Genomic DNA, 20,087 nt, shown 5'->3' on the forward strand with positions numbered 1-20,087 from the left:
ACCCCATCCCGGTCCACGCATTTCGCCGGCGGGCGGATCTGGGGGGAGGGAGGACCCGGTCCAATCTCGACCACGATCCACTCGCGACCACGATTGTTTCGTGCCCTCGACACAACACGCGCGCGGCAGAGCCGAACCTCAGCGCCGACCGCTATCTTAGCCTTTGTTTTCCATTATAGCCGATGCTATACGCCGTTTTGGGTGCGGTGCGGTACCCACGACTCAGCTCGACGGAAGACGCGGCATGGACAGGCTCGACGAAGACCGGGGGTGGCGCTTCAGCCGCGAAACCAACGAACAGCCGAGCCTCGGGCGCATGAACGCCAGCATTCCCGTGCTGTCCCAGGGAACCTGGCTGCGGCGGCTGCTGGCCTTCATCGGGCCGGGCTACATGATCTCCGTCGGCTACATGGACCCGGGCAACTGGGCCACCGACATCGCAGGCGGTTCGCAATTCGGCTACACGCTGCTGGCCGTCATCCTGCTCTCGAACCTCATGGCGATCGTGCTGCAGGCCCTCTCGGCCCGGCTCGGCATCGCCACCGGCCGCGACCTCGCCCAGGCCTGCCGCGATCATTATCCCCGGCCGGTCAGCCTCGTCCTGTGGGTCGCCTGCGAAGCGGCGATCATCGCCTGCGACCTCGCCGAGGTCATCGGCACCGCCATCGCCCTCAAGCTGCTCTTCGGCATCCCCCTCGTCATCGGGGCGATCATCACCGCCCTCGACGTGTTCCTGATCCTGCTGCTGATGCGGCGCGGCTTCCGGGCGCTCGAAGCCTTCGTCATCGCGCTGCTGCTTGTGATCTTCGTGTGCTTCGGCATCCAGATCGCGCTCGCCGCGCCTCCGATCCAGGCGGTGCTCGCGGGCTTCATCCCCTCGTCGCAGATCGTTACCAATCCGGCCGCCCTCTACATCGCCATCGGCATCATCGGCGCGACCGTGATGCCGCATAACCTCTACCTGCATTCCTCCATCGTGCAGACGCGGGCCTATCCCCGCACCGAGGACGGGCGTCGGAGCGCCCTGCGCTTCGCGGTGACGGATTCGACCATCGCCCTGATGCTGGCGCTCTTCGTCAACGCCGCGATCCTGATCATGGCCGCCTCGGTGTTCCATTCCACCGGGCGCACCGACGTGCAGGAGATCGAGCAGGCCTACGAGCTGCTGTCGCCGCTGCTCGGGGCCGGGATCGCCTCCACTTTGTTCGCCGTGGCGCTCCTCGCCTCGGGGCTCAACTCCACCGTCACCGCGACGCTGGCCGGCCAGATCATCATGGAAGGCTTCCTGCGCCTGCGCATTCCCGATTGGGCGCGGCGCCTGATCACGCGCGGCATCGCCATCGTGCCCGTCGTCGTCGTGACCGGGCTCTACGGCGAGGATGGCACGGCGCGCCTGCTGGTGCTCAGCCAGGTCGTCCTGTCCATGCAATTGCCCTTCGCGGTGATCCCCCTCGTCCGCTTCGTCTCGGACAAGCAGAAGATGGGAGCGCTCGTCATTCCCGTCTGGCTAAAGCTTCTCGCCTGGGTGATCGCCGGCATCATCGTCGTCCTCAACGTCAAGCTCCTGGTGGATACCGTCACCGGCGCCTGACGCTCACGGTTCTCCGTCCGCGGTCCTGAGGGCAGCGGGCGGACACCGCACAGAACACCCCCACCGGGCCGCGTCGCGGCATCGGACGGGAAAGCTTTGCCCACATATATAGCATAGGCTATACTATCGAGATGAGGCGTCGATGATCAGCATGCGGATGATCGCGCGGTGGCGATTGGGGCCGGCCCGGATGGTCGCCGCGGTTGTCGCTCTCCTGGCGGCCAATCCCGCACGCTCGGATCCCGTTGACACCGGTGCCGTGGACGATCGTCCGGCGCAATCGGCTCCCTTGGAGCCCGATCGTCCCCCCTCCATCCAAACCTCGCTCGGCACGTTCGGCGATCCGGGCGGAGTCCGCAGAATGCTGGCGGCGCGGGGCATCGACTACAACCTGCTCTATACGAACGAGGTCCTCGGCAACGTGTCCGGCGGGGTGAGGCGGGGCGCGATCTATGCCGGCAAGTTCGAGACCGCCGTCACAATCGATTTCGACCGGCTCGCCGGTTGGACCGGCTGGAGCGGGTTTGCCAACATCTTCCAGATTCACGACACCGGCGGCCTGCGCGACCGGAGCTTCCAGCGGCTCATCACGGTCAGCAACATCGAGGCCTATCCCTCGACGCGCCTCTCGGAACTCTGGCTGGAACGGGCCTCGGACGACCGGCATCTGAGCCTGCGCATCGGGCAACTCGTGGCGGACGGCGAGTTCTTCTCGTCGGAGACCGGCAAGATCTTCCTGAGCAACGACTGGCCGACGATCACCGGGGCGAATCTTCCGAGCGGCGGTCCCGCCTACCCGATCTCGACCCCCGGCATGAGGCTACGCTGGACGCCCAATGCTTCGGTGAGCGGCCTGTTGGCGATCTTCAACGGCGATCCCGGTGATCAGGCACGCGTCAACCGAACCGGTCTGAATTTCCGACTGAACGATGCGCCCCTGGTGATGGGAGAGGTTCAGTTGCGCACATCGGCGGGTCCGGACGGGCTCGGCCGAAGCCTGAAGCTCGGCGGGTACCGGCATTTCGGGCGCTTCGACGATTACCGCTACGACCGGACCGGGCTTGCCCTGGCAAATCCCCGCAGCAGCGGCGCGGCTCACCGCCATACCGGCACGAGCGGGGCGTATGCGGTCATGGACGCACACCTGTACCGGCCCGCAGGCGGCGACGAGGCCGATGGGATCGCCGCCTACGCCCGTCTCTCCACGAGCCCGTCCGACCGCAACCTCATCGATCTCTGGGCGGATGGGGGTATCGTGGTCACGGGCATGGTGCCCGGCCGACCGAAGGATGTCTTCGGCCTGAGTTTCATTTACGCGCGGATCGGCGGGAACGCCCGGCGCTACGACCTCGACCGGATCTCATTCGACACGGAGTTCCACGTTCCGCGCAGCTACGAGGCGACGATCGAGGCGACGTATCAATTCGCAGTGGCACCAGGTTGGACGATCCAGCCGGACATCCAGTACGTCTTCAATCCCGGCGGCGGGACCAGCGACCCGCTTCGCCCGGGCCGGCGCATCAAAGGCGGCGCCGTGTTCGGCCTCCGCTCCACACTCACCTACTGATCAGGCGCGATCAGCGCCGGCGCGCATCACGCACGCGAACCGGCACCAGCTGGGGAGTGGGTGAAGTGCCCTCGACCGCCTGGGCGAATCCGCGAGCGGCAGCAGCGACCGCGTCGAGGAAGCGTCGTGCGAGGGATGCGGCCAGCGACTCTCTCATCAGAATGTATCCGTGCTCGGGAACAGGTGACGAACGCCACATGGGACACCGGGTTCCACACTAAGGTCAATCGCTATGTGGGGCTTTCCTCCGGGCACCGGCAAGAGACCCGTCGATATGACGCATGTTAGGGATGCGGACACGTCGGGATGCGCACCCCCGTGAAGACCCGCACGTGCGGCCAACGGGTGAATTGCGGGAGACGGCGTGGGCGGAAAAACGAGAATCCCGATGGAGCCAGTCCCGGTCGACCGGTGCCGCACAGCAATCGTGACCGCTTTGTGTCAAAGTCAGGAACCGGCCTGACAACTTGGCGTTATTGCTGTCATGAGGTCGCGGCACAGGTCGCGCCAGCTTCAAAAGGATCCGGACCATGCTTGGTTGGGCTGTAACATTCCTCGTCGTTGCTCTCGTGGCCGCTCTGCTTGGCTTTGGTGGTATTGCCGGCACCGCCATGGAAGCCGCGAAGCTCGTCTTCTTCGTCGCGATCGTCCTGTTCGCCATCTCGGCCGTGATTGGCCTGATGCGCGGTCGTTCACCGACGCTCTGACCGAAAGATCTGTCGGCGCAGTCGCGCCACGACAGACTGAAACGCAGGAAGCCGCCGGATAGCCCGGCGGCTTTTCTTCAATCAACACTCACCTCAATGCCTGCCATCGTGCCGATTCACACCTCAGGCGCGGCATACATGGGGTAACTCACGCTTCATCGCGGGTTTGATTGGAGGATTCGTCCATTCGGGCGATCAGATCGCGGAAGCGGTCCGGAACCGGTTGTTGAACGATGGTGTCGTACATGGCTCGGAGATGCAGACCGATCCGTTTTTGAGTGAGATCACTCAGGCGGTGGGAATCGAGACCTTCTGGCTTCGGTTCATGTTCCTGCTCCGATCGCGTCTCCGTTGCGGAGATGCGGTCCGTCTCGTCATCGTCCATTCGGTTATCCCCTTGATGCCACGTGGTGGCATCGCCGCGATTGTTTTGCGGCTTGACATAAGTCATGGCTGCACCTGCAACGCAGCGCCATACAATCGGTTCCGGGCTTAGCGGAACACAGCCCATCGATCCGCGTTGTGGCGGTGGCGATCACAAAGAACGGCAGAGCCTAAGGGGATCTAATGTCGACAGCTCAACTCGTCGTGCAACATCTGCCGTACCTGCGCCGCTACGCGCGGGCGCTGACCGGCAGCCAGGTCGCCGGCGATGCCTATGTGGCCGCCACCCTGGAAACGCTTGTGAACGAGCCCGATACGCTGGGGCGCAGCACCAACGTCAAGGCCGACCTGTTCCGCGTCTACACGCGCATCTGGAACTCCCTTTCGGTGAATGGCCAGAGCGATCATGTTCAGCATGATCTGCCGGCCGAAGTGCGTCTCGGCCAGATCACGCCGTTGCCGCGCCAGGCCTTCCTGCTGTCCTGCCTCGAAGGTTTCTCCGAGGAAGATGCCGCCGTGATCCTCGAGGTCGACGTCAGCCAGGTGCGTGACCTCGTCGACGAAGCGGGTCGGGAGCTGGCGGCCGACATGGCGACGGAAATCCTCATCATCGAGGACGAGCCGCTGATCGCCATGGACCTCGAAGCCCTTGTGGAAGGCCTCGGTCACAACGTCATCGGCGTGGCGCGCACTCGCACCGAGGCGATCAAGATCGCGTCGGAAGGTTCGCGTCCCGGCCTGATCCTGGCCGACATCCAGCTCGCCGACGGCTCGTCCGGTCTCGACGCGGTCAACGATCTACTGAAGACTTTCGAGGTTCCGGTGATCTTCATCACCGCCTATCCCGAGCGGTTCCTCACCGGAGAACGTCCGGAGCCGGCCTTCCTCATCGCCAAGCCGTTCCAGCCCGCCAACGTGTCGGCCGTGATCAGCCAGGCGCTGTTCTTCCAGCAGAGCGCCCGTCGGCGCGAGAAGACGGCCTGACGCACACAGCGTCACAACGCGAACGAAGCAAAAAGCCCCGGTCTCGGACCGGGGCTTTTCTTATGGAGATTTGCCTCGTCCGGGCATGAAAAAACGGGCCGGACAGGGTCCGGCCCGTAAAAAAGTTTCCGGCCAATGCACAAGGGGAATGCGGGGGAGGACCAGGCGGCCGGGTGATCTGACAACGAGCCGGATGCCACACGGTTCCGAAAAATGCACCGCTCTTCATTTTGTGGATTGACGTGATTTTTATGCCACGCGCGGCAGCGAACGGCTCGCCATCAACCGAAAATTTTTCGCAACAAAGAGCGTCTCGTTCACTAGTCATAAAGTTTTTAGACCAGTCGAGGAACTCGTGACCAGCTCGTTTCGTTGTCCGGCATCCTGTCAAGCTCCGTTTGGAGATTACGACAATGCTTCGGTCCGGTTTGATCCTGAGTGTCGGTGGACCTGCAGCCCTCTTGACGATGCTCGTGCATCCCCTCCTGCAGCGCGAAGCGGATCTCCGGTCGCCCCCGAGCGCGGTTACGCAGCAAGCGCCCGTGAGCGTCATGCCTGCGATCATCCTCGCCCCGTCCGGTCTCAACAAAGCCGAGGGCACGACAATCAGGATCTCGACGGCGCTCGCCGTCGAGCGCCGGGTGCCTGCGATGGCGTCCGATCAGAATTCAGCGCTGACGGACAAGCCCGTGCTCAAGCCACGCCGGACAATGCGAGATGGCTGCGAGGGAGCGATCAGTTCGCTGGCAGGCCCCGAAGCGCGCCGCATGATCCCGGGGCGTTGCATCGCCTGAACACGCTCCTCCCTCCGTCGTGCACAGCAAAAAACCCTTCGCGAAAACGAAGGGTTTTTTGCTGCGGAAAGTCATTGTCGGAAAAAGGGACCAGATCGCCGTAGATCGCCCTCAACGAGAAAGGCGCGCACCGGCAAACGGCACGCGCCTCATCTCGATATCGATCCAGGCTTTAGTCTTCGCCGTGGCGCCCGGGAGTGGTCGACTGACCACCTTTGCGACCGGCCGACGAGGCGAGTTCGCGATCCTGGGAAAATGAACGCTTTTCCGCGGGAACGCTCCGTCCACCCTTGCTCGCGATCTCGCGTTGCCGCTCCAGATCCATCGATGCAAAACCTCGCTTTGAGGTAGAATTTCCTGATGCCATCAGCGCCTCCTCAGCATGTGGTTCTCTGACAGAACAACCTTCGCCAATATCGATGGTTCCTCGGCCGGCGTTGCCGAAGACAAATGGCCGCCTCCATCTGGCCAGGCACCGTCCATCACTGTCGTCGCGTGCCTCGGCGCGGGAAAAAACGGATTGGAAAGCCGGCTGGTCGCTCCTGTGGATCGGAGGTGCCGGACCGCCCCGGCGATCCTGGTGATGCGGAGGTATGCGCGAGGATGGGGCAGGGCTGGACAATGGATGGGCAAACCGCATGGATGCGCGGGACGTAAAGGCGCCCGGCGGTCGGCGTCTGCGAGCGGAGCGCTCAGAATGGTCCAAGCATCATGACCCTCGACACGGAGGTCTCTTCGCTACGACAGGTGCCGTTGTTTCGCGGTGTCGAGCCGTCGCGCCTAAAGCTCCTCGCCTTCACCAGTGACCGGGTTCATTTCGAGGCCGGCCAGCAGCTCTTCGCCCGCGGCGATGTGGCGGATGCCGCCTACCTTCTCCTGGAAGGCTCGGCGGCCGTGACCATCGATGGATCGTTCGGCCCGTTCCGGCTGGCGCTTCTCGGGCCGAATGCCCTCGTCGGCGAGATGGGCATCCTGGCCGATCAGCCGCGCTCGGCCACCGTCCAGGCCGAGACCCCCGTCATGGCACTCCGCATCGATCGGACCGTCTTCCTCGAGCTCCTGGCTCAGTTCCCGCAGATCAGCATCGCGGTCATGCGCGAACTCGCGCTTCGACTCGAACATACGAATCAGCAGCTGGCGGAACGCCGCGCCTGAATCGGAACCGTCATTCCGTCGGGTAGGTGATGAACTCCATCAACGACCCGTCCGGATCGCGAAAATAGACGCTGATCCCCGTGCCGGCCGCCCCGTTACGCTCGACGGGGCCGAGTTCGATCGGAACGCCCTGCGCCGCCAGATGCGCCACCGCGTCGTCGATGGAGCCCGACCAGCGAAAGCAGAGATCGCTTCCGCCGGGCATCACCGGCCGTTCGGCCAGGGGCGTCGGCGACAGGCCCGGGCCATGGACGTTCAATTGCACGCCGCCGAACCGGTACGCGACACCCTTCCCACGGGGGATCACCTCGGCCCCGAGCACGTCGCGATAGAAAGCGGTGGAGCGCTCCCAATCCGAGACATGGATCACGCAATGGTCGAGATGAATCGCCGGCCCGAGATCGGCGAGGGGTTCTTCGATCTGCGCGACCGTGAGCGTCTCAGTATCGGCCATCGCCCCTGCGCCTTGGTTTCCGGCGGCCGAGCCGCGTACCCGCCACCATGCCTCCTGCGGCCTGAGGGAGCAACGCGACGTCGAACCATCCTCGGCGGAATACAGACCTGAGATTATCTTTATGATCTCAAGTTGCATTATGGGCGGTCTCGCCGAGATCATCGTCGGGGCTCACCCTGGGGCCGGGGCCCGGAGCGACGTTGTCCCTGGTCAGGCTGCGCGCCGCCGGGACGCCGGGCGAGCGCGAGGGCCGATGGCGCAGCGTTGGCGTGCTGAACGCGCAAGATCAGTCGATCCGACCGGGCTGACTACGACCACGACCTCTCGTGAATCCGGCAGGATGGGCAGGTTCCCTCATGCTGCGACGTGAAAGACACAACATCAGAGGCCATCGAACGGTAGTCATGAGGGCAATGATCCGCCCGACGACCACTTTCGTGGAGCCCTCGATGCCTATTCGCCGCGTCCTTCTCAGCCTGCTCGTCATCGCTCCATTGGCCGCGTGCAATTCCCGTGGCCCGATGACGGTCGCACAGGACGACGAGGCGGCTTGGTATACCGGCTCGATGCCCGACAAGCCCTACGACGTGCCCCTGGTGGACACGTCGCGGCTGGATCCGAAGTATCGCCGCCAGGTCGTGCGCTACACCGGCGCGGAGCAGCCGGGCACCATCGTCGTCGACATCGACAACCGCCAGCTCGCCCTGGTGCAGGAGGACGGGACAGCCCGTCAGTACGGCATCGGCGTCGGCAAGCTCGGCTTTTCCTGGAAGGGCGAGGCCAAGGTCGGCCGCAAGGGCGTGTGGCCGGACTGGAGCCCCACCACCACGATGGTCTCCCTCAACCCCGACCTGCCGCGGACCCGCAAGGGCGGCGTCGACAATCCGCTGGGCGCGCGCGCGCTCTATCTCTACCAGAACAACCGGGACATCCTGTTCCGCATCCACGGCACCAACGAGCCGTGGAGCATCGGCGAGCAGATGTCGTCCGGCTGCGTGCGCATGCTGAACGAAGACATCGTCGACCTGTTCGAGCGCGTTCCCGTCGGCACGCGGGTGCTGGTCAGGCGCAACGGCAAGTATCGGGTCTGAGACGAGGACCGAGGCCGCGGCATCAATGTGTCAAGGCCCCGCTGACATCGCATCTCGATCCTCGGGCGAGGTCCGCCGGGAGCGATGATGGCTCACGCTCCGGCGGAACCGTCCGGCGCCCTCTCGTCGGGGTGATCCGCGACGCCTGGACCGGAGGTTCGTCCGGGCTTGCAGTCCATCCCCCCGCTTGGGTGATGCATATTTGTCACGTCCGGGTATGACAAACCGGGGCTCTCGTTACAAGCAACGTGCCTCGAACGGCCGTTCATCTTGCGTTGCAGCATGCAATGGTCCAACGCGGCATCTAGGGGTATGATATCCCGAAGTGTTGCAAGCGGATCAATGACGATGGCGAAGTGGGTCTACTCGTTCGGCGACGGCAAGGCGGAGGGTCAGTCCTCCATGCGCAACCTCCTCGGAGGTAAGGGCGCGAACCTTGCCGAGATGTCCAATCTCGGACTCCCAGTCCCTCCGGGCTTCACCATCACCACCGAAGTCTGCACCTGGTACTACGACAACGGTCGCCAGTACCCGGCGGAGCTGAAGGCCGAGGTCCAGACCGCCCTCGATGCGGTCGGCGCGCTCACCGGGCGCGGCTTCGGCGATCCCAAGAACCCGCTCCTCGTCTCCGTCCGTTCCGGTGCCCGCGCCTCCATGCCGGGCATGATGGACACGGTGCTGAACCTCGGTCTCAACGACACCACCGTCGAGGCCCTGGCCGAGGGCGCCGGCGATCCGCGCTTCGCCTACGATTCCTATCGCCGTTTCATCACCATGTATTCGAACGTGGTCCTCGATGTGGAGCACCACGCCTTCGAGGAGGCGCTGGAGCATTACAAGGAGACCAAGGGCTTCAATCTCGACACCGAACTCGGTGCCGAGGACTGGAAGCACATGATCGGGCTCTACAAGAAGATCGTCCGCGACGAGCACGGCTCGGACTTCCCGCAGAACGCGGAAGACCAGCTCTGGGGCGCCATCGGCGCGGTGTTCAGCTCCTGGATGATCCCGCGCGCGAAGAAATACCGCGAGCTCAACAGCATTCCCGAGAGCTGGGGCACGGCGGTCAACGTCCAGGCCATGGTGTTCGGCAACATGGGCGACACCTCGGCCACCGGCGTCGCCTTCACCCGCAACCCCTCCACCGGCGAGCGGGCGCTCTACGGCGAGTTCCTGATCAACGCCCAGGGCGAGGACGTGGTGGCGGGTATCCGCACGCCGCAGGACATCACCGAGAAGGCGCGGATCGAGGCCAAGTCCGACAAGCCGTCGATGGAGCGGGCGATGCCCGAATCCTACGCCGAGCTGGTGCGGATCTACGGCCTGCTCGAGACCCATTACCGTGACATGCAGGACATGGAGTTCACCATCGAGAGCGGCAAGCTCTGGATGCTCCAGACCCGCAACGGCAAGCGCACCGCCAAGGCGGCTCTGCGCATCGCCGTGGATCTCGCCGCCGAAGGCCTGATCACCGAGGAGGAGGCGATCGGCCGGGTCGAGCCCGCCGCCCTCGACCAGCTCCTCCACCCCACCATCGACCCGAAAGCCGAGCGCAAGATCATCGCCTCCGGCCTGCCGGCCTCGCCGGGTGCGGCCACGGGCGAGATCGTGTTCAATTCCGAGGATGCCGAGGCCGCCCGCAAGGCCGAGCGCAAGTGTATTCTTGTGCGGATCGAGACGAGCCCCGAGGACATCCACGGGATGCACGCCTCCGAGGGCATCCTCACCACCCGCGGCGGCATGACCTCGCACGCCGCCGTGGTCGCCCGCGGCATGGGCAAGCCCTGCGTCTCGGGCGTCGGCACGATCCGCGTCGACTACAAGGCCGGCACCCTCACGGTGGCGGGCACGACCCTGAAGGCCGGCGACAAGATCACCATCGACGGCTCCACCGGCCAGGTGCTCCTCGGCGAAGTGAAGATGCTGGAGCCCTCGCTCTCCGGCGAATTCGCGACCCTGATGGGCTGGGCCGACAAGGTCCGCACCATGAAGGTGCGCACCAATGCCGACACGCCCACCGACGCCCGCGCCGCCCGCAATTTCGGAGCCGAGGGGATCGGCCTCTGCCGCACCGAGCACATGTTCTTCGAAGGGGACCGGATCGTCGCCGTCCGCGAGATGATCCTCGCCGACGACGTCGAGGGCCGCCGCTCGGCCCTGGCCAAGATCCTGCCCTATCAGCGCCAGGACTTCGTCGAGCTGTTCACGATCATGTCCGGTCTGCCGGTGACGATCCGCCTGCTCGATCCGCCCCTGCACGAGTTCCTGCCCCATACCGATGCGGAAGTGCAGGATGTCGCCAAGAGCACCGGCGTGTCCGAGGAGAAGCTCCGCCGCCGGATGACCGAGCTGCACGAGTTCAACCCGATGCTCGGCTTCCGCGGCTGCCGCCTCGCCATCGCCTTCCCCGAGATCGCCGAGATGCAGGCCCGCGCCATCTTCGAGGCCGCCGTCCAGGCCGCCAAGGAGACGGATGCCCCCGTCACCGCCGAGATCATGGTGCCGCTGGTCTTCACCCAGATGGAGTTCGACATCGTCAAGGCGCGCATCGACGCCATGGCGAAGGCCGTCACCGAGGAGACCGGTGCGACGCTGTCCTATCAGGTCGGCACCATGATCGAACTGCCGCGCGCGGCCCTGCGCGCCGGCGACATCGCAAAGACCGCCGAGTTCTTTTCCTTCGGCACCAACGACCTGACGCAGACCGCCCTCGGCATCTCCCGTGACGATGCCGCGACGTTCCTCGGGGCCTATACCCAGAAGGGCATCCTCTCCGCTGATCCGTTCATCTCGATCGATCAGGAAGGCGTGGGCGAGTTGGTCCGCATCGGCGTCGAGCGGGGCAGGGCGGTCCGCCCCGACATCAAGCTCGGCATCTGCGGCGAGCATGGCGGTGATCCGGCCTCGATCCACTTCTGCCAGGAGGTCGGGCTCGATTATGTGTCGTGCTCGCCCTACCGCGTGCCGATCGCGCGTCTCGCCGCGGCTCAGGCGGCGCTCGCGATGCGGGACAAGACCAACGGCTAGGTGCCTGACCTCCAGACTTTGAAGACCTGAAAGGGCGGCCAGTGGCCGCCCTTTTTCGTGACGCGGCGCCACTGGAAATGTTGTTGAATAATTCTCCGGAAACCCCTTGAACCGATGTCGCTTCGGCACGTTGAGTGCTAGTGCCAGACCAAAGCGCGACGACGCTCCCGGCTGGGTGGGATGGCATTGAACGCGCGGGAACGCCGACCATGAGCGACTCGAGCCAACCTCCTGTATTCCTCTCCGAAACCTCGCATGCCGTGCCCGTGCCACGGGTCGTTCAGCAGGCCTATTTCTGGGTCGTCTCGGCGCTCGGCGGTCTTGCGACCATCGCTCTTCTCGTCTTTGCGGTCGCGACACAGAGCAGTGCCGATGCGGAGCGCATTGCCGAGACCAAGGGACGCTCCAGCGTCAATGCTCTCGTGGGCGCCCTGGCGGTGACACACGGTCGACCCGGCAACCTCTGATCGCCTGCGATACGTCAGTCCGTCTTCGTGGGACCGGTTGAGGTCTTCGCGAGACGCGACCACGCGCATCGTCTTAAGACACTCGCAACCATAACGCCCGATAGTTTGGATCATCCCTTCTGGTCAGCCCTGCGCGTGACCAGCGAGGCCAGGTCCCTAACCGGGTTGTTTGGTCGTGAGTACGAAACGCGTTCGCCGCCCCTGCCAACGGCCCTGGTTTCGCGCCTCCATGGTGCCATGGACCCTTGCCCTTGGCGTCGTCGTCTCCTTCACGGCGAGCGCCGGAACCGATCCTTCCGCGTCGGGCCTGACGGGGCAGGGCGGAGCGCGGATCGCCTTGCGGCTCCCCCACGATACACCGGGGGTTCGTCGCAGGGTCGATGCGAAGGCGACGGAGCGGCTCTATCCGAACCATGAGGCAGGCGCCGGCCAGGACCTGAAGGCGCCCGTCGTCAAGGTCGGCCTTTCCAGCGCCGATACCGGCCTTCTGGTCCCCGGATCCGCGATCTGGTCGCCCGGCCTGGAACCGGCTTCGGGTTTCACGCCACCGCACGAGATGGCCAGCGAAGAAGAGACCGACGAGCCCTCGGACGGCGCCACACCCGCCATTCCGCGCGCCATCGCCCTGTCGTCCACGACACCGGCCCCGGCGGATGCCACCCCGATCGAAGTCGCGGCGGCGAGCCTGATGATCCCCGGCTTCTCGCCGCGAAAGGATCTCGGCGCCGGCATCGCCGAGATCGTCCCCGAGGACGCCCGGCACCGCTATGCCGACCTGATCGTCCCCGATTCCATCGACCGCGAGCAGCGCTGCCTCGCCGAAGCGGTCTATTTCGAAGCCCGGAGCGAGCCCGAGGACGGCCAGGCGGCCGTCGCCCAAGTCGTGCTCAACCGCGTGAAAAGCGGTCTCTACCCGTCGAATGTCTGCGGCGTCGTCTATCAGAACCGCCACCGCTACATGGGCTGCCAGTTCTCCTTTGCCTGCGAGGGCAAGTCCCTGCGCATCACCGACGGTCCCTCCTGGCAGAGCGCCACCCGCATCGCCAGCGCGGTGATCGAAGGCCGCACCTATCTCAGCGAGGTCGGAGGCGCCACGCATTACCACGCCGATTACGTGAAGCCGGGCTGGTCCCGGCGCCTGAAGAAGATGGACGTGATCGGCCGTCACATCTTCTACCAGCTGAAGCGCGGCCAGACCTGAGACCGGTTTAACGGGCCATGAATCGAACGCAGGCGCTTTACTTAAGCAGAATGAAAATTGCGTAGTCTTAAGCCAGGGTTAATTTTACCCTGATCTGCGATAGAGCTTGCTCCGAGCGCAACTTGACCGCCTCTAATGCGTCGAAGGGTGCACGCCAACGTCAGGCGTGCGCCAATCACATCGCATTTCAGTGTCGAGGATTCGAGCATGACCGCGCCGGTCACCCATTTCACGTTATCCGTCTCCGCCCTTGCCGGCGCCCTGCTCGGTGCATCGATTCTCGCGACATCGGCTCAGGCCGGAGGCTGCGGCGGCGCCGAATGCTACCGGCATGTCACGACGCCTCCCGTCTACGACACCGTGTCGGAGCGCGTACTCGTCCGCCCCGCCCGCACCGTCTACCGCTCGATTCCTCCGGTCTACGAGACCGTCTCCGAGCAGGTCCAGGTGTCGCCCGGCGGTCGCGTCTGGCAGACCCGGCGGGATGCCTATGGCGAGATGATCGGCTGCTGGGTCGACATCCCGCCGCGTTTCGCCGTGCGCCATCGCCGGATCCTGGCTCAGCCCGGCCAGACCATCCCCGAGACGATCCCCGCCGAATACGCCAGCGTTCAGCGCTCGGTCCTGGTCTCGCGCGGCCGGTCCGGCTGGGTGCCGACCCATGGCGGTTCAGGTTTTGGCGGCTCAGGTTTCGGCGGCCCAGTTTATGGCGGTCCCGGCTATGGCGGCTCCCACCGCGCTCCGCTCATCGGCTCGATCCCCGACGCCTTCGGCATCACCGGAGCCAGTTCGGCCGATATCGGAGTCGGCCTCGGCTTCTCCACCGGCAGTATCTACGAAGGCTACTGATCGACCGCGAGGCGATACCTCCCCGGCCCCGGGTGCATCCGCGCCCGGGGCCGGCTTGATTCACGCCGGCCCCGCCACAGGTCATCACCCAGGCGTGAGGAGACCGACGGACATGGCGACGTTCAAGGCATGGGTGGTCGAGAAGGGCGAGGCGGGCCAGGTCCTCCGCTTCACCGATTTCGACGAAGCGGACCTGATGGACGGCGACGTCACCGTCCGGGTCACGCACTCGACCCTCAATTACAAGGACGGATTGGCGATGACCGGGCGCTCGCCCGTGGTGCGCCGCTTTCCCATGATCCCCGGCATCGATTTCTCCGGCATCGTCGAGAGCTCCGAGCATCCGGACTACAAGCCCGGCGATGCCGTGGTGCTCACGGGCTGGGGCGTGGGCGAGAGCCATCTCGGCGCCTACGCCGAGCGTGCGCGGGTAAGGGGCGATTGGCTCGTGCCACTGCCGGACGGGCTGACCCCCGAAGAGGCGATGGCGGTCGGCACCGCCGGCTACACCGCCATGCTCTGTCTCATGGCCCTCGATGCCCACGGCCTCAAACCCTCCGATGGATCTGCCATCGTGACGGGCGCCTCCGGCGGGGTCGGATCGGTGGCGGTGGCGCTTCTCGCAAAAGCCGGATGGCACGTCATCGCCGTCACCGGCCGCGCCGGTGAAGCGGATTACCTCACATCCCTCGGCGCATCCGAGATCCTGGACCGGGCCGAACTCGCCAATCCCGGCAAACCTTTGGCGAAGGAGCGCTGGGCGGCCGGAATCGATGCGGTGGGCTCGACCACCCTCGCCAATCTGCTTGCCGCCACCAAGGCCGACGGGGCCATCGCGGCCTGCGGATTGGCCGGCGGCATGGACCTTCCGACATCGGTGGCGCCCTTCATCCTGCGTGGCGTCACCCTGTTCGGCATCAACAGCGTCACCACGCCCCTGCCCAAGCGCAAGGAAGCCTGGGCGAGGCTTGCGAGGGATCTCGATCGGGACCTCCTTGCCAGAATGACGAGCACCGTGCCTCTCTCGGAAGTCGGGGCGCTCGCGGACGACATCCTCGCGGGACGGATTCGGGGCCGCACCGTCGTCACCGTCGGCTGAAGGAAAGCGGAACCGTTTCAGTCCCGGAGCATTGCCGTTTCCATGAGCAGTGCATTCGTCAAAGAGCGTGAGGGCGGCGAAGCCTTCGAAGATCTTCCCGATCGTCCGATCTCGCCCCACCCCAATTTCGTCACGCCCCAGGGTCTTGCCCAGATGGAGGCCGAGGTGGCGCGTCTGCAGTCGGAGTTCTCCGCGCTGACGCCGGGGGCCAAGGCCGACGAAGCCCGTGTCACCCGCGATCTGGCCTACTGGACCGCCCGTCTCGGCTCCGCCGAACTGGTCGAGCCCATGAGCGGCGACACCGTGCATTTCGGCTCGACCGTCTCGCTCGTCAAAGAGGACGACAGCAAGCAGACGTTCCGCATCGTCGGCGAGGACGAAGCCGATCCTGCGAAAGGGTCGATCTCCTACGTGTCGCCGATGGCCAAGGCGCTCACCGGCAAGAGCGTCGGCGACACTGTCGAAGTGAACGGGCACGAGGTCGAGATCGAGTCGATCGCCTGATCGACGCGCGGCCGGCTTTCATCCCGGCCGCCTGATCGATAACGCGTCGGGCACGACGACAGCCGCCGGCCGCGCGGCTTGCGATCGGCGGGCTCCCGTTCTTCGCAAACGCCGCGACGGCCCTTGTAGAGCGTACGGCTGCTTTCCCGAACCAATCCACTTCCGGGCACGTTGCGCGGGCCGATATATCGCCCCGCATTGGGTCGCGTTCCGGCTTTCATCGATGGAGTGAGTACGATGGCGAAGGTTCTGGTTCTCTACTACTCGTCCTGGGGACATGTGGAGCAGATGGCGCATGCCGTCGCCGAGGGCGCCCGCGAGGCCGGGGCCGAAGTCAGCGTGAAGCGCGTACCGGAACTCGTCCCCGACGAGGTCGCCAAGCAGTCTCACTACAAGCTCGACCAGCAGGCGCCCATCGCCACCGTGGACGAACTCGCCGATTACGACGCGATCATCTTCGGTACGCCCACACGCTACGGCAACATGGCCGCCCAGATGAAGCAGTTCATCGACCAGACCGGCGGTCTCTGGGCCCAGGGCAAGCTGATCGGCAAGGTCGGTTCGGTCTTCACCTCCACCGCCTCCCAGCATGGCGGACAGGAGATGACGCTCACGAGCTTCCACACCGTGCTGTTCCATCACGGCATGGTCGTCGTCGGGCTGCCCTACTCCTTCGCCGGGCAGAACGGGGTCGAGCAGGTGAAGGGCGGCACGCCCTATGGCGCCTCCACGATCGCCGATGGCGATGGAAGCCGCCAGCCGGCCGGCATCGAGCTCGATGGCGCCCGCTACCAGGGCAGGCACGTGGCCGGCATCGCCGCCAAACTCGCCGGCTGAGCTCGCCTGACCACGTGTTAAGTCCCGCGCATCACGCGGGACCTTTCCGTCAGCTAATGATGGGCACCCAAGAAAAAAGGCTCGGATAAATCCGAGCCTTGAAAGGAGGAAGGTCATTTGGGGGCTGAACCGACCTTCGTGACTGGGAAACGTGCTCGTCCCGGGTGGGTTCCACGAACTCGCAAAGAAAATTTCAGCGGGGTGCCGCGGCCCGGCGAAGCCGGTCGTTGATCGCATCGCCGAGCCCCGTCCGAGGGATCGGAGCGACGGCGATGATCCCGGTCCCGGCCTCGTCCAGACGGCGCAACGCCGAGAACAGGCCGGCGGCCGCCTCCCGCAGGTCGCCGGCCGCACTCAGATTCAGGCGCGCCGTCGCCGTATCCGTTCCCGGCGGGTCCACGGGGCCGAAGAGCAGGACCGCTTCGTGCGGCTCGACCCGTGACGCGTCCAGGCGCACGGTCGCTCTCGGCGCGTAATGCGAAGCGAGGAGGCCGGGACCGATCGGGGCCGCGCCAGCCTCGTGACCGGCGTCGAGGGAAAATCCCAGAACCGCCTCGAGCGCCTCCCGCGTCACGCCGCCGGGCCGCAACAGGTGTGCGCGACCGTCGAGACAGGCGATGACCGTCGATTCCAGGCCGACCTGAGTGCTTCCTCCATCGAGTATCGCGGCGATGCGGCCATCGAGATCGGCGAGGACGTGTTCGGCACAAGTCGGGCTCACACGGCCCGATCGATTGGCGGAGGGCGCCGCCACCGGCCGCCCGACTTTTCGGAGCAGGGACAGGGCGACGGGATTGGCCGGGACGCGCAGGGCCACGCTAGGGAGCCCGGCCCGCGCCAGGTCGCTGACGGTTCCGCCCGACGCCACCGGGACGACGAGCGTCAGCGGACCGGGCCAGAACGCCTCCGCGAGGCGCAGGGCGATCCCATCAAAGACGCCCTCGCGCCGGGCGGCGTCGAGAGCGGGCACATGGGCGATCAGCGGGTTGAAGCTCGGCCGCTCTTTGGCGGCATAGATCCGCGCGACGGCTTCGGCCTCGGAGGCATCGGCGCCAAGCCCGTAGACCGTCTCCGTTGGAAAGGCGACGAGCCCACCGCTCCGCAACACTTGCGCGGAGCGCGCGATTCCAGCCTCGTCCGTGTCCAGCCTCAGCGTCTTGCCGGGGATTGACCCGAGATCGTTCATATCTAAACTATCCCCTGCCTGAAGGGCGTCGGGCTCGGTGCCGCATCCGCGACGGGGACTGCCTATCCCCGCGAACCCGTCTTGCCTATGCCTGGGGGCACATGGCGCGACGGGCCGTATCGCCGGGTCGGCGCGCGCGTCAAACTCAGGGTAAGCGTCGCTCAAGACGACGCGGGAGGAGCATCCATGACCTATCGCACGCCGGTTGCCGACATCAGCTTCGCCTTGCGCCACGTGGCGGGGCTCGACGCCGCCATCGCCTCAGGCGCCCATGGCGACCTGACGATGGAGGATGCCGACGCGATCCTGCAGGAGGCGGGCCGGGTGGCGGATGCGGTGATCGCGCCGCTCAACCCGGTGGGGGACCGCCACGGCGCCCGTCTCGCCGACGGCGCGGTGACCACGTCACCGGGCTGGCGCGAAGCCTATCGCACCTGGATCGAGGGCGGTTGGAACGGTCTCAGCGCCGAGACCGGTCACGGCGGCCAGGGCCTACCCCTCCTGCTGAACGCGGCCTGCAGCGAGATGTGGAATGCCGGCAGCATCAGCTTCGCCCTGTGCCCTCTGCTCACCGCCGGCGGGATCGAGGCGCTGTCGAAACACGGCTCCGACGACCTGAAGGCGCGCTACCTCGAAAAGCTCGTCTCCGGCGAATGGACCGCCACGATGAACCTCACCGAGCCGCAGGCGGGCTCGGACCTGTCGCTGCTGCGCAGCCGGGCGGAGCCCGCCGGCGACGGCACCTACCGGATCGTCGGCTCAAAGATCTACATCACCTACGGTGAGCACGACCTGACCGACAACATCGTCCACCTCGTCCTGGCCCGGCTGAAGGATGCGCCGGCCGGCACGCGCGGCATCTCCCTGTTCCTGGTGCCGAAGATCCTCCCAGACGGCAGCCATAACGACCTGCGCTGCTCCGGCCTGGAGCACAAGCTCGGTATCCACGGCTCGCCGACCTGCTCCATGGCCTTCGGCGACCAGGGCGGCGCCACGGGCTGGCTCATCGGCGAGGAGAACCGCGGCCTTGCCTGCATGTTCACGATGATGAACTCCGCCCGTCTCAATGTCGGACTGCAGGGCGTCGGGGTGGCGGAGCGCTCCTACCAGCAGGCGCTGGCCTATGCCCGCGACCGGCGCCAGGGCAAGGCGGCGGGCTCCGCCGATCCCGTCAGCCCCATCGTCGAACATGCCGACGTGCAGCGCATGCTGCTGACGATGAAGGCCTATACGGCGGCGGCGCGCGGCATCTGCTACCTCACGGCGCAAGCCCTCGACGCGGCGCGCGGGGCCGAGGGCAGGGCCGGGCTCGACCGGGCGTCGCTGCTGACCCCCGTGGCCAAGGCCTTCTCCACCGACATCGCCAACGAGGTGACGTCGCTGGGCGTCCAGGTCCATGGCGGCATGGGCTTCGTGGAGGAGACGGGCGCCGCCCAACACATGCGCGACGCGCGCATCCTCGCCATCTACGAGGGCACCAACGGCATTCAGGCTATCGACCTCATGGCGCGCAAGCTGCCGCTGAACGGCGGGGCGACGGTGCGGGCGCAGCTCGCCGCGATGCGTCGGGTCGTGGAAGCCGTGCAGAAGGACGCGACACCGGCCTTCGGCCATCTCGGGCCGCGCCTGCGCGCCGGAATCGAAAGCCTCGACCGGGCGACGAGCTTCCTCCTCAAGGCGCTAGCCTCGAACCGGCCGGAGGAGGCGCAAGCGGGAGCGACGCCGTATCTGCGCCTGTTCGGCCTCGCGCAGGGAGCGACCTGCCTCGCCCGCGCGGCTCTGGCCTCGAACGCCGCCCTGCGGGTCGGCGAGACCGATCCGGCCCATGGCGCCCGCATCGCGCTGGCGCGGTTCTTCGCCGAGAACCTCCTCACGGCGGCGGGCGGGCTGGAACAGAGCGTCGTCGACGGCGGCGGGTTCACGCAGGACGGTATGCTGGCTTTGGCGGGGTGAGCGCGCTGGGCGCTCCTCCCCACGGATCTAGGGCTTACCCGTGCTTCTCATCCCAGGCGCCCAACTCGGGAAGGCCCGACTTGGGTTTAGAGGGAGCACTTGGAGGTGAAAGGGGAGGATGCTTCAAGCGGAGCGACGGGTTACGCATCCCCTCGCCCCGCTTGCGGGGAGAGGGCCGCGACGACCTTGTCGTCGACGCGGCGAGGCGGCAGCCGACGGTGAGGGGGCGGACCCGAA

20 protein-coding genes are annotated in these 20,087 nt (G+C 66.0%); 15 read left to right on the top strand and 5 right to left on the bottom strand.

Annotated features, from left to right (window positions below):
• The first annotated feature begins 244 nt into the window (after window positions 1-244).
• Window positions 245-1,591 (top strand): Nramp family divalent metal transporter, encoded by a 1,347-nt coding sequence (locus tag FPV16_RS03645; protein WP_227436167.1) that lies wholly within the window; start codon window positions 245-247, stop codon window positions 1,589-1,591.
• A 190-nt stretch (window positions 1,592-1,781) separates the two neighbouring features.
• Window positions 1,782-3,158 carry a carbohydrate porin gene (locus FPV16_RS03650; protein WP_227436169.1) on the top strand — a complete coding sequence of 459 codons (1,377 nt, stop codon included), beginning with the start codon at window positions 1,782-1,784 and terminating at the stop codon, window positions 3,156-3,158.
• A 10-nt stretch (window positions 3,159-3,168) separates the two neighbouring features.
• On the opposite strand, the gene FPV16_RS03655 is transcribed toward FPV16_RS03650, so the two are convergent.
• Window positions 3,169-3,315, bottom strand: a complete 147-nt coding sequence (locus FPV16_RS03655; protein WP_227436171.1) for a hypothetical protein — start codon at window positions 3,313-3,315, stop codon at window positions 3,169-3,171.
• Between the two features lie 373 nt (window positions 3,316-3,688).
• Here FPV16_RS03655 and FPV16_RS03660 point away from each other — a divergent pair, with 373 nt between their 5' ends.
• Window positions 3,689-3,865 carry a DUF1328 domain-containing protein gene (locus FPV16_RS03660; RefSeq protein ID WP_003599466.1) on the top strand — a complete coding sequence of 59 codons (177 nt, stop codon included), beginning with the start codon at window positions 3,689-3,691 and terminating at the stop codon, window positions 3,863-3,865.
• A 148-nt stretch (window positions 3,866-4,013) separates the two neighbouring features.
• Here the strand turns inward: FPV16_RS03660 and FPV16_RS26250 are convergent, their stop codons facing one another.
• Complete coding sequence (locus FPV16_RS26250; RefSeq protein WP_319802215.1) at window positions 4,014-4,316, bottom strand: NepR family anti-sigma factor; 303 nt, start codon at window positions 4,314-4,316, stop codon at window positions 4,014-4,016.
• Between the two features lie 116 nt (window positions 4,317-4,432).
• On the opposite strand from FPV16_RS26250, the gene FPV16_RS03670 reads away from it, so the two are divergent.
• Both FPV16_RS03670 and FPV16_RS03675 read left to right on the top strand, forming a co-directional pair.
• Entirely contained in the window at window positions 4,433-5,233 is an 801-nt protein-coding gene (locus FPV16_RS03670) for a response regulator (RefSeq protein WP_227436173.1), read from the top strand.
• A 551-nt stretch (window positions 5,234-5,784) separates the two neighbouring features.
• The gene (locus FPV16_RS03675) at window positions 5,785-6,027 is read left to right on the top strand and encodes a hypothetical protein (RefSeq protein ID WP_227436175.1); all 243 of its coding nucleotides are present in this window, start codon (window positions 5,785-5,787) and stop codon (window positions 6,025-6,027) included.
• A gap of 172 nt (window positions 6,028-6,199) precedes the next feature.
• Here the strand turns inward: FPV16_RS03675 and FPV16_RS03680 are convergent, their stop codons facing one another.
• Window positions 6,200-6,394, bottom strand: a complete 195-nt coding sequence (locus tag FPV16_RS03680; RefSeq protein ID WP_027172650.1) for a general stress protein — start codon at window positions 6,392-6,394, stop codon at window positions 6,200-6,202.
• 344 nt (window positions 6,395-6,738) lie between these two features.
• Between FPV16_RS03680 and FPV16_RS03685 the strand changes: the two genes are divergently transcribed.
• Window positions 6,739-7,182, top strand: coding sequence for a cyclic nucleotide-binding domain-containing protein (locus FPV16_RS03685; protein WP_227436178.1), 444 nt, complete (start codon window positions 6,739-6,741; stop codon window positions 7,180-7,182).
• Between the two features lie 10 nt (window positions 7,183-7,192).
• On the opposite strand, the gene FPV16_RS03690 is transcribed toward FPV16_RS03685, so the two are convergent.
• Window positions 7,193-7,636, bottom strand: a complete 444-nt coding sequence (locus FPV16_RS03690) for a VOC family protein (RefSeq protein WP_227436179.1) — start codon at window positions 7,634-7,636, stop codon at window positions 7,193-7,195.
• Window positions 7,637-8,085: 449 nt separating this feature from the next.
• Between FPV16_RS03690 and FPV16_RS03695 the strand changes: the two genes are divergently transcribed.
• The 8 genes from FPV16_RS03695 to wrbA all read left to right on the top strand — a co-directional run bounded on the left by FPV16_RS03695 (window position 8,086) and on the right by wrbA (window position 16,711).
• The gene (locus tag FPV16_RS03695; RefSeq protein WP_413629169.1) at window positions 8,086-8,727 is read left to right on the top strand and encodes a L,D-transpeptidase; all 642 of its coding nucleotides are present in this window, start codon (window positions 8,086-8,088) and stop codon (window positions 8,725-8,727) included.
• 348 nt (window positions 8,728-9,075) lie between these two features.
• A complete protein-coding gene (gene ppdK, locus FPV16_RS03700) occupies window positions 9,076-11,754 on the top strand; it encodes a pyruvate, phosphate dikinase (protein WP_227436181.1) in 2,679 nt (892 codons plus the stop codon).
• Between the two features lie 209 nt (window positions 11,755-11,963).
• Entirely contained in the window at window positions 11,964-12,221 is a 258-nt protein-coding gene (locus FPV16_RS03705; protein ID WP_227436182.1) for a hypothetical protein, read from the top strand.
• Between the two features lie 175 nt (window positions 12,222-12,396).
• The gene (locus tag FPV16_RS03710) at window positions 12,397-13,422 is read left to right on the top strand and encodes a cell wall hydrolase (RefSeq protein WP_413629170.1); all 1,026 of its coding nucleotides are present in this window, start codon (window positions 12,397-12,399) and stop codon (window positions 13,420-13,422) included.
• Window positions 13,423-13,629: 207 nt separating this feature from the next.
• Window positions 13,630-14,271, top strand: a complete 642-nt coding sequence (locus FPV16_RS03715; protein ID WP_227436184.1) for a hypothetical protein — start codon at window positions 13,630-13,632, stop codon at window positions 14,269-14,271.
• Between the two features lie 112 nt (window positions 14,272-14,383).
• Complete coding sequence (locus FPV16_RS03720) at window positions 14,384-15,370, top strand: MDR family oxidoreductase (RefSeq protein WP_227436185.1); 987 nt, start codon at window positions 14,384-14,386, stop codon at window positions 15,368-15,370.
• A gap of 42 nt (window positions 15,371-15,412) precedes the next feature.
• A complete protein-coding gene (gene greA / locus FPV16_RS03725) occupies window positions 15,413-15,874 on the top strand; it encodes a transcription elongation factor GreA (protein ID WP_227436186.1) in 462 nt (153 codons plus the stop codon).
• Window positions 15,875-16,111: 237 nt separating this feature from the next.
• Window positions 16,112-16,711, top strand: a complete 600-nt coding sequence (wrbA, locus tag FPV16_RS03730; protein WP_227436187.1) for an NAD(P)H:quinone oxidoreductase — start codon at window positions 16,112-16,114, stop codon at window positions 16,709-16,711.
• Window positions 16,712-16,904: 193 nt separating this feature from the next.
• On the opposite strand, the gene FPV16_RS03735 is transcribed toward wrbA, so the two are convergent.
• Window positions 16,905-17,897 carry an L-threonylcarbamoyladenylate synthase gene (locus FPV16_RS03735; protein WP_227436188.1) on the bottom strand — a complete coding sequence of 331 codons (993 nt, stop codon included), beginning with the start codon at window positions 17,895-17,897 and terminating at the stop codon, window positions 16,905-16,907.
• Window positions 17,898-18,083: 186 nt separating this feature from the next.
• Here FPV16_RS03735 and FPV16_RS03740 point away from each other — a divergent pair, with 186 nt between their 5' ends.
• A complete protein-coding gene (locus FPV16_RS03740; RefSeq protein WP_227436189.1) occupies window positions 18,084-19,850 on the top strand; it encodes an acyl-CoA dehydrogenase in 1,767 nt (588 codons plus the stop codon).
• The last annotated feature ends 237 nt before the right edge of the window (window positions 19,851-20,087 follow it).

The organism is Methylobacterium sp. W2 (assembly GCF_020662345.1).
Taxonomy (GTDB): Bacteria; Pseudomonadota; Alphaproteobacteria; order Rhizobiales; family Beijerinckiaceae; genus Methylobacterium.

What these genes read in the sequence shown, in the direction of transcription:
- FPV16_RS03645 (WP_227436167.1), top strand. Translation starts at nt 245, where the DNA reads ATGGACAGGCTCGACGAAGACCGGGGGTGGCGCTTCAGCCGCGAAACC.
- FPV16_RS03650 (WP_227436169.1), top strand. Translation starts at nt 1,782, where the DNA reads ATGGTCGCCGCGGTTGTCGCTCTCCTGGCGGCCAATCCCGCACGCTCG.
- FPV16_RS03655 (WP_227436171.1), bottom strand. Translation starts at nt 3,315, where the DNA reads ATGAGAGAGTCGCTGGCCGCATCCCTCGCACGACGCTTCCTCGACGCG.
- FPV16_RS03660 (WP_003599466.1), top strand. Translation starts at nt 3,689, where the DNA reads ATGCTTGGTTGGGCTGTAACATTCCTCGTCGTTGCTCTCGTGGCCGCT.
- FPV16_RS26250 (WP_319802215.1), bottom strand. Translation starts at nt 4,316, where the DNA reads ATGACTTATGTCAAGCCGCAAAACAATCGCGGCGATGCCACCACGTGG.
- FPV16_RS03670 (WP_227436173.1), top strand. Translation starts at nt 4,433, where the DNA reads ATGTCGACAGCTCAACTCGTCGTGCAACATCTGCCGTACCTGCGCCGC.
- FPV16_RS03675 (WP_227436175.1), top strand. Translation starts at nt 5,785, where the DNA reads ATGCCTGCGATCATCCTCGCCCCGTCCGGTCTCAACAAAGCCGAGGGC.
- FPV16_RS03680 (WP_027172650.1), bottom strand. Translation starts at nt 6,394, where the DNA reads ATGGCATCAGGAAATTCTACCTCAAAGCGAGGTTTTGCATCGATGGAT.
- FPV16_RS03685 (WP_227436178.1), top strand. Translation starts at nt 6,739, where the DNA reads ATGACCCTCGACACGGAGGTCTCTTCGCTACGACAGGTGCCGTTGTTT.
- FPV16_RS03690 (WP_227436179.1), bottom strand. Translation starts at nt 7,636, where the DNA reads ATGGCCGATACTGAGACGCTCACGGTCGCGCAGATCGAAGAACCCCTC.
- FPV16_RS03695 (WP_413629169.1), top strand. Translation starts at nt 8,086, where the DNA reads ATGCCTATTCGCCGCGTCCTTCTCAGCCTGCTCGTCATCGCTCCATTG.
- ppdK (WP_227436181.1), top strand. Translation starts at nt 9,076, where the DNA reads ATGGCGAAGTGGGTCTACTCGTTCGGCGACGGCAAGGCGGAGGGTCAG.
- FPV16_RS03705 (WP_227436182.1), top strand. Translation starts at nt 11,964, where the DNA reads ATGAGCGACTCGAGCCAACCTCCTGTATTCCTCTCCGAAACCTCGCAT.
- FPV16_RS03715 (WP_227436184.1), top strand. Translation starts at nt 13,630, where the DNA reads ATGACCGCGCCGGTCACCCATTTCACGTTATCCGTCTCCGCCCTTGCC.
- FPV16_RS03720 (WP_227436185.1), top strand. Translation starts at nt 14,384, where the DNA reads ATGGCGACGTTCAAGGCATGGGTGGTCGAGAAGGGCGAGGCGGGCCAG.
- greA (WP_227436186.1), top strand. Translation starts at nt 15,413, where the DNA reads ATGAGCAGTGCATTCGTCAAAGAGCGTGAGGGCGGCGAAGCCTTCGAA.
- wrbA (WP_227436187.1), top strand. Translation starts at nt 16,112, where the DNA reads ATGGCGAAGGTTCTGGTTCTCTACTACTCGTCCTGGGGACATGTGGAG.
- FPV16_RS03735 (WP_227436188.1), bottom strand. Translation starts at nt 17,897, where the DNA reads ATGAACGATCTCGGGTCAATCCCCGGCAAGACGCTGAGGCTGGACACG.
- FPV16_RS03740 (WP_227436189.1), top strand. Translation starts at nt 18,084, where the DNA reads ATGACCTATCGCACGCCGGTTGCCGACATCAGCTTCGCCTTGCGCCAC.